The sequence below is a fragment of the Bacillus cereus group sp. MYBK245-2 genome, from assembly GCF_051916145.1.
Classification (GTDB): domain Bacteria; phylum Bacillota; class Bacilli; order Bacillales; family Bacillaceae_G; genus Bacillus_A; species Bacillus_A pacificus.
Genome location: NZ_JBQAGB010000001.1, coordinates 442602 through 457696 on the forward strand (window position 1 = coordinate 442602; position 15095 = coordinate 457696).

Here is a 15095-nt window from a genome sequence, read left to right on the forward strand (position 1 = left end):
ATAAGACCAGCCTAGATAACGGCTGGCCTTACTCTTTACACCATTTTATTAAATTCTTTTCGTAATCTTTTTATGATTCTTTTTTCTAAACGCGAAATGTATGACTGTGAAATCCCAAGCATATCCGCTACATCTTTTTGCGTCTTTTCCTCTCCTCCAGCAAGCCCAAACCGAAGTTCCATAATTTGTTTTTCACGATCATTTAATTGATGTAATGCTTTCATTAGAAGATGACGATCCACAGTCGCTTCTAAATCTTTTGTAATAATATCATCGTCTGTACCTAATACATCTGATAATAAAAGTTCGTTTCCATCCCAATCGATGTTAAGCGGTTCATCAAAAGAAACTTCTGAACGATTTTTATTATTCCTGCGCAAATGCATTAAAATTTCATTTTCGATACAACGTGAGGCATATGTTGCTAATTTTATTTTCTTTTCTGGATTAAATGTATTTACCGCTTTAATAAGACCAATTGTTCCAATGCTAATCAAATCTTCAATATTTATCCCTGTATTTTCAAATTTTCTTGCTATATATACGACTAGCCGTAAGTTGCGTTCAATCAGTAACGATCTTGCCGCCTGATCTCCTTTTGGCAATTTATTTAAAAGAACTTCCTCTTCTTCTTTCGTTAACGGCGGTGGTAACGCTTCACTTCCACCAATGTAATAAATTTCATCGGTCTTAATTCCTAATTTCAGCAATACTTTATACCAAAGGTATACTAAATAAAATTTTAATTTCATCATATTATCCCGCCTCCCATTATTAAGCAATTACCATTTTTTGCGAAATTAACATTTTCGGATGCACAATACATTGATACTCTCCATTGGTTGATAACTGTTGTGTATTTAATCCAATCAATACTTTGTTCACAACGATAGAACTTCCTTCATGATAAATTTGTACACTATCTGGCTTAATTGCCCATAAAAATTGACTTTCTACTCCCACTGCTCGGAAAGGAATTAAGCGTAATTTTGTCGCCCACCCAGAATCATTTTCTGGTATTTGAGGAATTTCTGTTTTGGAATAAATTTGTTCTGTTAACCAAGCCGGCAAACAATGTTCTAACGATGAAATATGCATAATCATAACAGGTGTTTTCGTTAACGGGTCGTAAAGTTGATTTCCACTATCAATTAAGCCTGCAAGTTCTAGCTCCTCTTCAGCTAATTGAACTTTCAATTTCACAATTTGATCATAGTGTATTTTTGTAACCTCTACGCTTTCAATCCGCTTTTTAGAAAAATAATAAATGACTGGAAAACCAAAAATAACAAACAACCAGCTAATTGGGTCACCGTAAGAAATTGATTGAGATTGAACCAACCCATTTACCATTTCATTCGTTTGCAAAAAGAAATGAGTGCCCATTAACCCTCCGCCAACCATAAAGGTTACAAAGTAAAAAGTAAAAACAGTTTGTGCATAATTTCTAAATGTTGTAAACCCAAATGCTGTATACACAATAAGTAACGAGTACAGTAGTTTCATAATTGGATGTGTCATCACAGAAGCAAAAGGAGTAAAGGCAAAAATAACAATGGTTGAACCTATCAATGCCCCTAATACAAGCCTCCATCTTTTGATCTTCTTTTTTAACACGGTAGCTGTTAATAAAAGTAAAAGAAAATCAATGCAGGCGTTTAACAACCAAACAACGTCGGCGTAAACAACCAAACAATTCACCTCTTTTTTTAAGTTGAGACTAGTATAATGCATATCCAATAGGAAAGTGTGTCAATTTGCGGAGGTGTTTTTTTGTTATTTTGTGCTTTCTAGACATAATCTGTCGGTAAAAAATAAAAGTATATGTTTCATAGAATGCTATCTTTTTTTCAAACTTTAATCAGTGGGGGTTTTCTTCATCCCCCCACTGATTATTAGTTGAACCAATTGGGCTACCCAGCAAAAAGCGGAATAAATTACAATAAAAAAAGACCTGCTTAGCAGATCTTTTCCCTGTATAAAACAAAAAAGGAGCATAAATGCTCCTTTTCTTTTATCGTCTACGACGATTACGTAAGAATGCTGGAATATCGATATCATCTGAATCTGAATGACGCTCATGTACAACCGGCTCTTCACGCTTCATTTCACGTTTTACTTCACGTTGTTTTGGTGGTTGAGCTACTGGCTGTTGCTGTTGTTGCGTGTGATTCACATTCGGACGGATAATTGGTTTTGGTGGTTGAGTTGCAATTGTATCATCAAAACCAGTTGCAATTACAGTTACAACGATATCATCTTTTAATCCTTCATTAATAACCGAACCGAAGATCATATTTACTTCTGGATCTGAAGCTGAAGCTACAATGTCTGCCGCTTCTTGTACTTCATATAAGCTTAAGTTAGCTCCACCCGTAATGTTCATGATAACACCTTGAGCTCCATCAATAGATGTTTCTAATAATGGACTAGAAATCGCTTTTTTCGCAGCTTCAGCAGCACGATTTTCTCCATTACCAGAACCAATACCCATTAAAGCAGAACCTCTATTAGACATAATTGTCTTTACGTCTGCGAAGTCTAAGTTAATTAAACCTGGTGTTGCAATTAAATCAGAAATACCTTGAACACCTTGACGTAATACGTTATCTGCTTCACGGAATGCCTCTAACATTGGCGTGTTTTTATCAACAATCTCTAATAAGCGATCGTTTGGAATTACAATAAGTGTATCTACATTTTCTTTAAATGCCGCAATACCAGATGCCGCTTGTGTTGCACGCTTACGTCCTTCAAATGTAAATGGTCGTGTTACAACACCAACTGTTAATGCACCTAATTCTTTTGCCACTTGAGCAACAACTGGAGCTGCACCAGTTCCAGTTCCGCCTCCCATACCAGCAGTTACGAATACCATATCAGCACCACGAAGTGCTTCTTGGATCTGTTCTTTACTTTCTTCTGCTGCTTTTTTCCCTACTTCAGGGTTTGCACCTGCACCAAGTCCACGTGTTAATTTTCCACCAATTTGCATTTTCGTTTCAGCTTTTGATAGATTTAATGCTTGTGCATCAGTATTTACAGCGATAAAGTCTACACCTTGTACACCGTGTTCAATCATACGGTTTACAGCATTGTTTCCGCCACCGCCGACACCGATAACTTTTATATTCGCTAATTGATCTTGAGTAGTATCAAACTCTAACATGTCGAAATCCCCCTAGAACCTCATTTTTCGTGTCCAATTTTAATCCCATAAATAACGGAATACACGTTTTACTTTTGACATCATACGGTCATCATTTTGATTATTATTGTTTTGATTACGCGTTTTTTGTTTCGCAGGTTGCTGTTGTACCGGCGTTGGAGCTGGTGCTGGTACTGGTTCAAAATGCTCTTGTTTTTCCTGCACATTTTTCCCACGCAACTTAGCTTTTTGATATGAATGTTTAATTAATCCTACTCCACTTGTATATTGGGGCTCACGCACGCCAATATAATCAGGAGTTGCTATACGAACATTTTCATGTAAAATATCATATGCAAGATCAAGAACACCTGGCATAGAAGCAATTCCACCAGTTAGTACATAACCAGAAGCTACTTGCTTTACTCCTAACTTACGCACTTCATCTTGAACAAACATTAAAATTTCCTCTACACGAGCCTCTATTATATCCGATAATTCCAACTGAGAATATTGTTCTGTTTGATCGCTTCCCATAATAGGAACCGTAAACATCTCTTCTTCCGACGCTGTATCATAAAAAGCATGTCCATATTTCAACTTAATTTGATCTGCATTTTCTGTTGAAGTTTTCAACCCAATCGCAATATCTTTCGTTATATGGTCTCCACCTAATGGTAATACGCTCGTTGCTTGTAACTCTCCATCTTTAAAAATAGATAAAGTTGTAGATCCTCCCCCCATATCAACAAGGGCTACTCCTCTATTTTTTTCATCTGAAGATATAGCAACTGTTGCAGCCGCTAAAGGTTGAAGACAAATATCAACAATTTCAAGACCTGCTTTTTCTACACAACGAAGTAGGTTATGTAGTAAAGTTCTCGAGCCTGTAATAAGTGTACCTTCCATTTCTAATCTTACACCGATCATCCCGCGCGGATCGTTAATCTCGTCAAGACCGTCTACAATGAACTGTCGAGGTACCACATCAATAAACTCACGTTCTGGAGCAATTGACACAACTTGTGCTGCATCTAGAACGCGTAAGACATCTTCATTCCCGATTTCACGATCTTCATTTGAAACAGCGACTACTCCGTGACACGGAAGTAGCTGTACCTGGTTTGCATTGACACCTACTACAACTTGCTCAATGTGGATTCCCACCATGCGCTCAGCTTGTTCAATTGCTTTTTTAATTGATCGAACAGTCTCGTCTATATCAACTATCGATCCCTTCTTTAAACCATTTGATTTTACATTTCCAACACCAATAATGTTTAAGCTGTCATTAACCATTTCACCAATGATGACTTTAACATTGGATGTACCGATGTCAAGACTAACATATATTTCATTGCTGTTCATTCTTTGGCACCTCCTTCTTTATTTATACCATACAACTCAATATATGGAACAACAATCGCAACTTTACTATTTATAAGAAAAATATTCAACGTCTTTATACGTTTCCCTTTTTTAACCCTATATTTTTCTTATTTTTATTTAACATTCATTTAAGAATATTGCAGTAAACTGTGAATAACTGCTTATCTTGAAATAATTCTATTTCAAGTGTAAAGATTACCGCCAAGTATAAGTCTACACTAAGATGTACTCATAGAAAAGTGAAACTTGTACCAATCCTAGTATGAATCTAAGAATTTTTACATATTTTTCATCAAATGAACCATTCTTGTAAATTCCTATGCACCAAGCAGAACATTCGTTTCGTTTTTTCTACAATAACGTAGTGAAAACTATCATTCTATTCTTTTTTTTCTTCTGCTCCTAATTCTTTCGTATACGCCCCTACTTCTAAGTCAATTAATACCTTTTTACCTGGCTCAATTGTTTTTAAGATAAGTGGATAAGCTTCCATACGTTTTGCGAAATTTTGAATCGTAGTGCTCACTTCATACCCTTCATTCATATATAAAGTAAGGTGGTCTTCATTCGCATTTGTCGGTGAATAACGAATTTCAGAAATAGACCTTAAAATAGTTGGTGTTAATTTTTCAAGCTCAGCAATTAACTCCTTCATTTTCTCCTCTTTAAAAGGTTCAAAAATTGGCGCTGCAACAGGAAGTTTTCCGTTCGGGAGTACATCAAGTGTTTTCCCGTTCTCTAATAACGGTTGTAATTTCCCATCTTTGTTTATATAACCAATCGTTAAATATTCTTCAATATGAACGTCAATTTTATTTGGAAAACGCTTCTTTACATTTACTGCTTTAATTTCTTTTCGTTTCGTTAAGTTTTCTTCTGCTTTATGTGCTGTCACTCGGAAATAACTTGTATCATATGTCACACCTGATTCCTTCATCACTTGTTCATCTGTCATATAATGATTTCCAAACACGCTTATCTTTTTTATATTGCTAAGCGGAGACCGAAAATAAATTAAAAAGAGCACTAATAAAAATAAAATTGATATGTATAGAATCAACCGATGATTAACATTTTTCTTGTTTTTTTTCTGTTGATTTTTTAACTTTGGTACACGATCCTGTAGTTTAATCACTTTACTATTTTTCATGTACGATCCCCCTACGTAACATAAAGAACGGCATGTTCCTCATGCCGTTCTTATCTTCTTATTATAACATAAATGATAATGAGCGGAACGAATAACCGTTATCTTCCAATGATTTCTACTTCTGTATGCATTTCTACGCTAAATTTATCCTTGATTGTTTGTTTTACTAATGCTATTAAAGATAATACATCTTGCGCGCTAGCTCCACCAGTGTTAATAATGAAGTTCCCATGCATTTCAGAAATTTGAGCTCCACCTATTTGATAACCACGAAGTCCCGCCTTCTCTATTAAATCTCCTGCAAAGTATGGAATTGGATTCCGAAACACACTTCCTGCACAAGGGTGATTCCATGGCTGTGTTTCACGGCGGTAATCTTTATTCTTTTGCATGACACTTACAATTCCCTCACGCTCTCCTATCTGTAATTGAAACTCAGCTTCCAAAACAATACCAGGGCGTTTCGTTTGCAATACAGATGTACGATAGGAAAACTCCATTTCTTCATGCGTTAACCAGTCAATTGTTCCATCTTCAAACAAAATAAGAGCTTTTGATAATATGTTTGATATATCCGATTTATGTGCTCCTGCATTCATATACACTGCACCGCCAACACTTCCTGGAATACCACTTGCGAACTCCAGACCCGCTAACCCTTGACGACTAAGTAAAGTTGATAATTTAATCAGGGGATACCCACCACCAACTCTTACCCTATGTTTTTCGACTTCTAAGTGGTCTAATCCTTCTCCTAAACGAATAACGACACCTTCTATACCCAGATCAGATACAAGAAGGTTCGAACCGCGACCAATTACAGTCCACTTTGTTTTATATTTCTTTACTAACTGCAACGTTTTTTCAATACCGGCAACATGCTTTGGCACAATTAAAATATCAGCTGGTCCACCTATTTTCATAGTTGTATAACGTGCTAACGGTTCATCCACTAACACACGACCAACATTTGCTTCTATAAGCTCATTTACTAATTGCTCCATAAACCAATCTCCCCCATACTAAGCATCCTTATTACAGTAGTATGCAGGGCGTTCACCTAACGTTATTTTTTTACAAGCTTATTCATTACTTCATACAACTTATTTGCTGCATCTGGAATACCTAATTGCCCAGCAGCAAGCTTCATATTTTGTAATGTTTGTGCATCTAATAAAATCTCGTCAATATCACGAATAAGTGTTTCAGCTGTTAAATCTTTTTCAAGCAACATTTTTGCTGCTCCTTTATCGACAACAGAACGTGCATTTTTTTCCTGATGGTTATTTGTTACATAAGGACTCGGAATTAACACACTTGGCTTACCTAACGCTGTTAATTCTGCAAGTGTTGTTGCTCCAGCCCTTGAGACAACCAGGTCTACACCGGTAAGTACTTCTGGCATATTATGAATGAAAGGTTTAATAATAACATTATTCGGATTCCCTTTTTGCTTCACTGCATCCATCACTTTGTCGTAATGAACTTCACCTGTTACATACAATATTTCGTAACTTTTATTTCCAAACTGTTCAATTGCCTCTACGAAAGCATCGTTAATTGGTCTAGCCCCACGGCTGCCACCAAAAATAAGCACGGATTTTTTAGGAAGAGATAAACCTACTGAACGTTTTCCCTTCATTCCATTTTGATCCATTACTTCTGACGCTCTTGGGTTTCCTGTCATGACCACTTTTGACTGCGGAAAATGTTCTGCAGCCGCTTCAAAACAAACTGCAACTTTATCAACATAGCGGCTTAAAAATTTATTCGTTACACCAGGTACACTATTTTGTTCATGTACAATAGTTGGAATACCTAATTTTGCCGCAGCATATACAACAGGTCCACATACATATCCACCTGTTCCAATTACAATATCTGGATTAAAACGACGAATATATCGTTTACTATCTTGTACACCTTTTAGGAAACGCATCACCGTTTTCACGTTATCTAACGATATTTTACGCTTAAATCCACTTATAACAATAGATTGAAACGGTATACCTGCTTTGGGCACGATTGTGCTCTCTAATCCATTCTCCGTACCAATATATAAAAACCTTGCTTCCGGATTTAATTTTTTTATTTCTCTTATTAAAGCAAGAGCCGGATAAATATGACCTCCAGTGCCCCCACCACTTACTAATACACGCACTACTAACTCCTCCGCTTCTCTTTTTCTTATTACAGTATTTATTTCTATATACATATTGTTTCTTCGTACACATACGAAAAACCCTGTCTTATAAAACAGGGTTTAGTAGCGAGAATGGCGACTTATATTTAATAATACACCTACTGCCATTAACATTAATGTCAAACTTGATCCACCATAACTTAAAAACGGCAAAGTAATACCCGTAACAGGCATCAATCCTGTTACAACACCAACATTAATCATTACTTGAATCGCAATCATCGCCACAATACCTACTGCTAAAAACGTACCATATAAATCTGGCGCTCCTAAAGCTATACGAATCCCACGCCATAATAATAGACTAAATAATAATAACACAAATGAACCACCAATAAAACCTAATTCCTCGGATAAGATTGCAAATATAAAGTCTGTTTGCGGTTCAGGTAAATAAAGAAACTTTTGTCTACTTTGTCCAAGTCCAAGCCCGAATAATCCACCTGGTCCAATTGCGAGTAACGATTGAATAATTTGAAATCCACTTCCAAGCGGATCTGACCACGGGTCTAAATATGATGTAATACGTTTCATCCGATACGGTGCTGATGCAATTAGCCCTACAAATCCTGCTACACCAAGCAAACCAAACATTGCAAAGTGAAAGACCCTTGCTCCTGAGATAAATATCATAATGATACATGTCCCAACCATTACCGTTCCTGTGCCAAGGTCCGGCTGTAACATAATCATTCCGAAAGCAAGAAATACAAAACCTAGAGCTGGTAGTAAACCACGTTTAAAAGAGGTAATTAATTTTTGTCGTTCCGCTAAAAATTTCGCTAAGAAAATAATCATCGCAAACTTCATAAATTCGGACGGTTGAATGGAAAATGCCCCGATTCCAATCCAACTTCGCGCTCCTCCTCGAACAAGACCTACTCCAGGAATAAGAACGAGAATAAGAAGAATGAAGCAAACTAGCAAAATTACTTTTGAATACGTACGCCACACCCAATAATCAATTTTCATAATAAAAAACATAGCCACTACACCAAGACCTGCGAATAGCAATTGCCTTTTTGCAAAAAAGAATGAGTCCCCCATTTTATAAGAGGCCCAAACCGCACTCGCACTATAAACCATAATCATTCCGATTGTTAACAACGCAAGTGTAACGATGATGAGAATAAAATCAGGCGTTTTCTTCATTACCCATAAACACCACCTCTTTAGGCAGAAACTTTTGCCCTATGTAACAAAACATCAGTAGGTGTTAGCCTACTGATGTTTTGATTTACTTTATATAAGTTTATGCACAGCTTGTATAAAAATGTCTCCTCTTTCTTCAAATGTTTTAAATTGATCCCAGCTTGCACATGCTGGAGAAAGAAGAATTACATCGCCATCTGTAGAATGAGCATATGCTTTCACTACAGCTTCATCTAAAGTATCGACACTTTCAATTGTATCTAATCCCGCTTTTTCTGCAGCTCTTACTAATTTTGGAGCTGTTTGTCCAAATGTTACAATCGCTTTAACATTTTTGAAATACGGAATTAAATCATCGAATTCATTTCCACGATCCAGCCCACCTGCTAATAACACAGTCGGTTGTGTAAACGCAGATAAAGCTTTCTCTGTCGCTAACATATTCGTTGCTTTTGAGTCATTATAAAACTTACGGTTGTTTATAGTTGTTACATATTCTAAACGATGTTTTACACCTGTAAAACGTTTTAAAACTGCCGTAATCGCTTCATTAGAAACACCCAATAATTTTGCGATACTCATCGCTGCTAAAATATTTTCTAAATTATGTTGACCAGGTAAAACGATATCACCTACTTCAACAACTTTTTCACCTTTAAAATAAAGAGCATTATCTTTTATGCACGCACCATCTTCAATTTCTTTCGTTGTTGAGAACAGTACTTTTTGACCTTTACTATAAGCAGATAAAGCCATCACATCTGCATCATCTGCATTTATTACACTATAATCATTTTCTGTTTGGTTTTTAAAAATATTTGCTTTTGCTAAGCCATATTCTTTTTTCGTCCCATGATAATCTAAATGGGCCTCAAATAAATTTAAAAACGCAGCAATTTTAGGTTGGAACAATTCTACTCCCATCAATTGGAACGATGAAAGCTCTGTAACTACAACTTCATTTTCTTTTGCATCCTGTGCTACTTCACACGCAACAGTTCCAATGTTCCCTGCAATTACGGGATGCTTTTGTCCTTCTTTTAGCATTTCAAATGTAAGCATTGTCGTCGTCGTTTTACCGTTAGACCCCGTAATCCCAACAAATGGTGCTTCTGAAATACGATATGCTAATTCAACTTCCGTAACAATTGGAATTTGCTTTTCTTTCGCAGCAACTAATATTGGATTAGAATACGGGATTCCTGGATTTTTTACTACAAGAGAAATATTTCTCTCTAATAATTCTAAAGGATGACCACCGCATACAACATCCATTCCTTTTGCTTGTAATTCTGCAGCAAGTACATTCTCTGCTAAAGGCTTTCCGTCATTTACAATAACATTTGCCCCTAACTTTTGTAACAATGTAGCTGCTGCATAACCACTTTTTGCAATGCCTAATACAAGAATATTCTTATTTTGAAATTCAGTTACAGTTTTCAATTACATCCACACCCCGATATAAATTCCTAACACAGCTAATAAAAATCCTACAGACCAAAACGTCACAACAACACGCCATTCTGACCAACCACATAATTCATAATGATGGTGTAATGGACTCATTTTAAAGACACGTTTTCCTGTTGTTTTAAACGAAATAACCTGAATAATAACCGATAAAGTTTCCATTACGAATACTCCGCCAATGATTACAAGTAGCAATTCTTGTTTTAATAAAATTGCTACAGCTGCAATGGCTCCACCTAAAGCTAATGAACCTGTATCTCCCATAAACACTTTTGCTGGATTCGCATTGAATACTAAAAATCCAAGTACAGCTCCTACAACTGCCATACAGAATATCGCTACTCCAAATTGCTCTTGTGCCACAGCAATAATACTAAATGCTCCAAATGCAATAGCAGCTGTTCCTGATAATAAACCATCTAAACCGTCAGTTAAGTTAACTGCATTCGATCCACCAATAAGCATAAATAGTACAAGTACAAAATACGCCCAACCTAATTCAAACTTAACATCCGTTCCCGGAATCATGATGTATGTGTGGAACGCTTGCCCTTTTCCAATTAAAAAGAACGCAATAGCAATAACAAGCTGACCTACTAATTTTTGTTTTGATGTTAAACCAAGATTTCTCTTCTTAACTACCTTTATGTAGTCATCTAAAAATCCAATCAATCCGTAACCAAATGTCACTAATAGTAATAACGATACCTCTGCACCTAAATGATTAAACTTAATCGCCATAATAAGTGAAGTTACCATCATAGATACGTATATGACGATACCACCCATTGTCGGTGTCCCTGATTTTTTTTGATGTGATTTTGGTCCCTCATCACGAATACTCTGTCCGAACTTTAATTTTCTTAAAAATGGAATAAACAATGGCGAAAGGGCAACAGAAATTAAGAATGCTACCCCAGCCGTTACTAATAAACCTTGCTCAAGCACATGTAGTCCTCCTCTCACGTTGTTACTCTTCGTTGTTTAAACGCTCTGTAATTGCTTCTTTAGCGATTTCACGATCGTCAAAATGATGAACATCTTTACCAATAATTTGATATGTTTCATGACCCTTACCAGCAATAATGATGATATCTTCAGCTTTTGCGTTAGCAATTGCATGGTATATCGCTTCTTTTCTATCAATAATTACTTCATAATTATTTCCATTTGCACCATGTACCATATCATCTAAAATAGCTCCTGGCTCTTCACTTCTTGGATTATCTGAAGTGTAAATAGCGTGAGTTGCATATCGTGTTGCAACACTTGCCATGATTGGTCTCTTCGTTCTATCTCTATCACCGCCACAACCGACGATGCAATATACGTCACCTTTTGCAAACTGTTTTGCTGTTTTCAATACATTTTCTAAGCTATCTGGTGTATGTGCATAATCAACAATAACTGTATAATTTTGTCCACCATCAACCACTTCAAAACGTCCTGGAACTCCAGCTAGTTCCTTTATTACATCAATGATTGTTTCTAAACTTACACCAGAAACAAGTCCTGCCGCTGTCGCAGCTAGTACGTTATATACATTAAATTTCCCAATTAATTTCATCGTAACATTTACACTCTCATACGGTGTTACAAGCGTAAATGTAGTTCCACCACTTGTCATAACGATATCTTTGGCCATAACATCACTTGTTGTATCAATTCCATACGTTACAACAGTTGCTGCAGTACTTCTCATATATTCCGCTGTTACAGCATCATCGTTATTCAATACCGCGTATTTTTCACGATTATGATTATAACTATTGCCAAGTTGCGCAAATAGCAACCCTTTTGCATGTTTATATTCTTCCATCGTTTTATGATAGTCTAAATGATCTTGTGTTAAATTTGTAAACACTGCTACATCGTAATCACATCCGTGTACACGGCCAAGATCTAAAGCATGTGACGAAACTTCCATTACTGTGCTATCCACACCGTGTTCAACCATTTTTGCAAACGTCTGTTGAAGTGTTAGTGCATCTGGTGTTGTATTTTTCACCTCAAATGTTTCATCACCGATTTTCATATTAATCGTTCCAATTAGCCCCGTTTTATGACCATGTGCGCGCATAATCTCATCCATAATATGCGATGTTGTTGTCTTTCCATTTGTACCTGTAATACCGATTAAATGTAACTTGTGTGTTGGTTGACCATAAAAATAATCAGCTAAAACCGCTAACGAACGAAAAGTATTTTTCACAAGTACAACTGGAACGTCAACATCAATTGGTCTTTCCGCAACAATAGCAGCCGCTCCTTGTGCCGCTGCTTGCTTAGCAAAATCATGGCTATCAACCGTATATCCTTTCATACATACAAATAAGCTTCCTTCTTTCACTTTACGTGAATCAGCTTCTATAGATGTGATTTCTGGATTTTCTTTTGGAACAACTGGAAAATCATGCAAACATGATACAAGTGTATGCAACTTCATTTCACTAAACCCTCTCTACATTGTGTATTTATCTCTTTTATTAATAAGCAACACGTTACCTCCTAATTATGTAAAATAGGAGGTAAGTGCTACTCTGTCTAATAAATAGACCTATTTATAACCGAGACTCTTGCGGTCTCAAATTAAGTAACTCTTCTATAAAGAACTCACTTCCACCAATTGTACCATAAAACGTACTAGGTTACCTTTAATTCCCGAAGTAAATTCTAATTTTTGAGCCTTCTTTCACTTTAGCTCCTGCTTCTGGGGACTGTTTAATGACTTTCTCTCCATCTCCGCTTATATCAAGCTTCAAATCGACGAGTTGCGTCTGTAAGTCTTTCTTTTTCATACCAATTAAATTCGGAACTTCCACAGTTGGTGTATCGCCCCATTTATATTCTCTCTCAACTTGTTCTTTTCTCGGTTTCACTCCCATAACAGGAAGTGCATCCCGAAGAATATTCCCAACAATTGGAGCCGCTACTACTCCACCAAATTGCGTTACACCTTTCGGATTATCAACAGCAACATATACAACAATTTCTGGATCATCTGCTGGAGCAAAACCGATAAAAGATACAATATAATTATTCTCTAAATATTTACCATCTTTCACTTTTTGAGCCGTACCTGTTTTTCCACCTACACGATACCCATCAATGAAAGCACCTTTACCAGATCCCTTTGCTACAACATTCTCTAATGCATACCGAACTTTTTCTGAAGTTTCCTTGGAAATAACTTTTCTTTTTGCTACAGGTGTCTTTTTACTTACAACTTGATTGTTTTTCGGATCAATAAATTCTTTAGCTATATACGGTTGATACAATGTCCCACCATTTACAGCCGCTGCTACTGCCGCTACTTGTTGGATTGGCGTAACAGAAACACCTTGACCGAATGAAGTTGTTGCTTGCTCAACTGGACCGACTTTGTCTAAATTAAATAAAATCCCACTACCTTCACCTTGCAGGTCAATTCCGGTTTTTTGTCCAAAGCCAAAATTACGAATGTATTTAAATAATCGGTCTTTACCAAGGCGATCACCCAGTTCAATAAATCCTGGGTTACAAGAGTTTTGAACTACTTCTAAAAACGTTTGGCTACCATGGCCTCCTGCTTTCCAGCATTTCAATCTAGCTCCACCAACTTCAGCTGCTCCATCATCATAAAACGTATCTTTCTCTAAGTCTACTAAATTTTCATTCAAAGCTGCGGCTAACGTAATAATCTTAAATGTTGAACCAGGCTCATACGTACTCCATACTGGTAAATTTCTATTGTACACTTCTGGAGAAACACTTTGAAAATCTGCTGGATCAAAGCTCGGCCGACTCGACATACCTAAAATTTCACCATTTTTCGGATTCATCGCAATCGCAATCATACCATCTGGATTATATGTCGACTCTGCAATATTCATTTCTCTTTCCATAATTCTATTAATACGTGCATCAATTGTTAAGCCTAAATTCAAACCAGCTTCTGGTTTTTTGAAATCATCGCCAACATTAGGCATCCTTTGCCCTTTTGCATCTGCAAAAAAGCGCACATGACCTTCATCACCATTTAGTTCTTTATCATAATATTTTTCTAGTCCCATAAGACCTTGGTTATCACTACCTGCAAACCCTAATACGTGTGATAAAAAGTTGCCAAATGGATAGTACCGGATAGAGTCCTCTGCAATATAAACACCTTTCAAACTTAATCCTCTTACCTCTTTCGCTTTATCATGTGATATTTTCCTTCCGCCTTTATCTAACCTTACAATTGATTCTTTTTTTGTAATTCTCTTATAAATCTCATCTTTTTCCACACCTAATACTGCAGCTAACTTCTCTGCAGTCTCTGCTGGTTTTTCAATTTGCCTCGGTACAACAAAGACAGTTGGAGCACTTTTATTCGTAGCAAGTTCCACACCATTTCGGTCTAAAATCTTCCCACGTTCAGGTTCAAAAGTAATATTACGACTCCATGAATCTTTCGCACGATCCGTTAACATATTCCCAAGAAAAAATTGCACATATCCAAGACGAATATCGATGATAGTGAAAATAAGTATACCTGATATGAGTATAAAAATAAGTCGTTTTCTAACTGTTACATTTGATACACGCATATTGGAACAAGC

Annotated in this window: 12 protein-coding genes; all 12 read right to left on the bottom strand. The window is 36.5% G+C overall.

Annotated elements, in window-relative coordinates; translation table 11 throughout:
* Positions 1 to 35: 35 nt before the first annotated feature.
* The 12 genes from sigE to ACTFRN_RS02240 all read right to left on the bottom strand — a co-directional run bounded on the left by sigE (position 36) and on the right by ACTFRN_RS02240 (position 15083).
* Positions 36 to 755, bottom strand: a complete 720-nt coding sequence (gene sigE, locus ACTFRN_RS02185) for an RNA polymerase sporulation sigma factor SigE (RefSeq protein WP_000976948.1) — start codon at positions 753 to 755, stop codon at positions 36 to 38.
* 19 nt (positions 756 to 774) lie between these two features.
* A complete protein-coding gene (gene spoIIGA, locus ACTFRN_RS02190) occupies positions 775 to 1692 on the bottom strand; it encodes a sigma-E processing peptidase SpoIIGA (RefSeq protein ID WP_000261996.1) in 918 nt (305 codons plus the stop codon).
* A gap of 322 nt (positions 1693 to 2014) precedes the next feature.
* Entirely contained in the window at positions 2015 to 3169 is a 1155-nt protein-coding gene (ftsZ, locus tag ACTFRN_RS02195) for a cell division protein FtsZ (RefSeq protein ID WP_000888991.1), read from the bottom strand.
* Positions 3170 to 3208: 39 nt separating this feature from the next.
* The gene (gene ftsA / locus ACTFRN_RS02200) at positions 3209 to 4516 is read right to left on the bottom strand and encodes a cell division protein FtsA (protein WP_001087553.1); all 1308 of its coding nucleotides are present in this window, start codon (positions 4514 to 4516) and stop codon (positions 3209 to 3211) included.
* Positions 4517 to 4916: 400 nt separating this feature from the next.
* Entirely contained in the window at positions 4917 to 5687 is a 771-nt protein-coding gene (divIB, locus tag ACTFRN_RS02205) for a cell division protein DivIB (protein ID WP_000798232.1), read from the bottom strand.
* A 98-nt stretch (positions 5688 to 5785) separates the two neighbouring features.
* A complete protein-coding gene (gene murB, locus ACTFRN_RS02210; RefSeq protein ID WP_000437037.1) occupies positions 5786 to 6691 on the bottom strand; it encodes a UDP-N-acetylmuramate dehydrogenase in 906 nt (301 codons plus the stop codon).
* A gap of 62 nt (positions 6692 to 6753) precedes the next feature.
* Positions 6754 to 7848, bottom strand: coding sequence for an undecaprenyldiphospho-muramoylpentapeptide beta-N-acetylglucosaminyltransferase (gene murG / locus ACTFRN_RS02215; protein WP_001265415.1), 1095 nt, complete (start codon positions 7846 to 7848; stop codon positions 6754 to 6756).
* 102 nt (positions 7849 to 7950) lie between these two features.
* Positions 7951 to 9042, bottom strand: coding sequence for a stage V sporulation protein E (gene spoVE, locus ACTFRN_RS02220; protein WP_000753510.1), 1092 nt, complete (start codon positions 9040 to 9042; stop codon positions 7951 to 7953).
* Positions 9043 to 9132: 90 nt separating this feature from the next.
* On the bottom strand, positions 9133 to 10485 hold the full coding sequence (gene murD, locus ACTFRN_RS02225; protein WP_000860122.1) for a UDP-N-acetylmuramoyl-L-alanine--D-glutamate ligase: 1353 nt from the start codon (positions 10483 to 10485) through the stop codon (positions 9133 to 9135).
* Complete coding sequence (gene mraY / locus ACTFRN_RS02230; protein WP_000893058.1) at positions 10486 to 11460, bottom strand: phospho-N-acetylmuramoyl-pentapeptide-transferase; 975 nt, start codon at positions 11458 to 11460, stop codon at positions 10486 to 10488.
* 22 nt (positions 11461 to 11482) lie between these two features.
* A complete protein-coding gene (gene murE, locus ACTFRN_RS02235; RefSeq protein ID WP_000766300.1) occupies positions 11483 to 12958 on the bottom strand; it encodes a UDP-N-acetylmuramoyl-L-alanyl-D-glutamate--2,6-diaminopimelate ligase in 1476 nt (491 codons plus the stop codon).
* A gap of 208 nt (positions 12959 to 13166) precedes the next feature.
* On the bottom strand, positions 13167 to 15083 hold the full coding sequence (locus ACTFRN_RS02240; protein WP_001266225.1) for a stage V sporulation protein D: 1917 nt from the start codon (positions 15081 to 15083) through the stop codon (positions 13167 to 13169).
* Positions 15084 to 15095 lie beyond the last annotated feature (12 nt).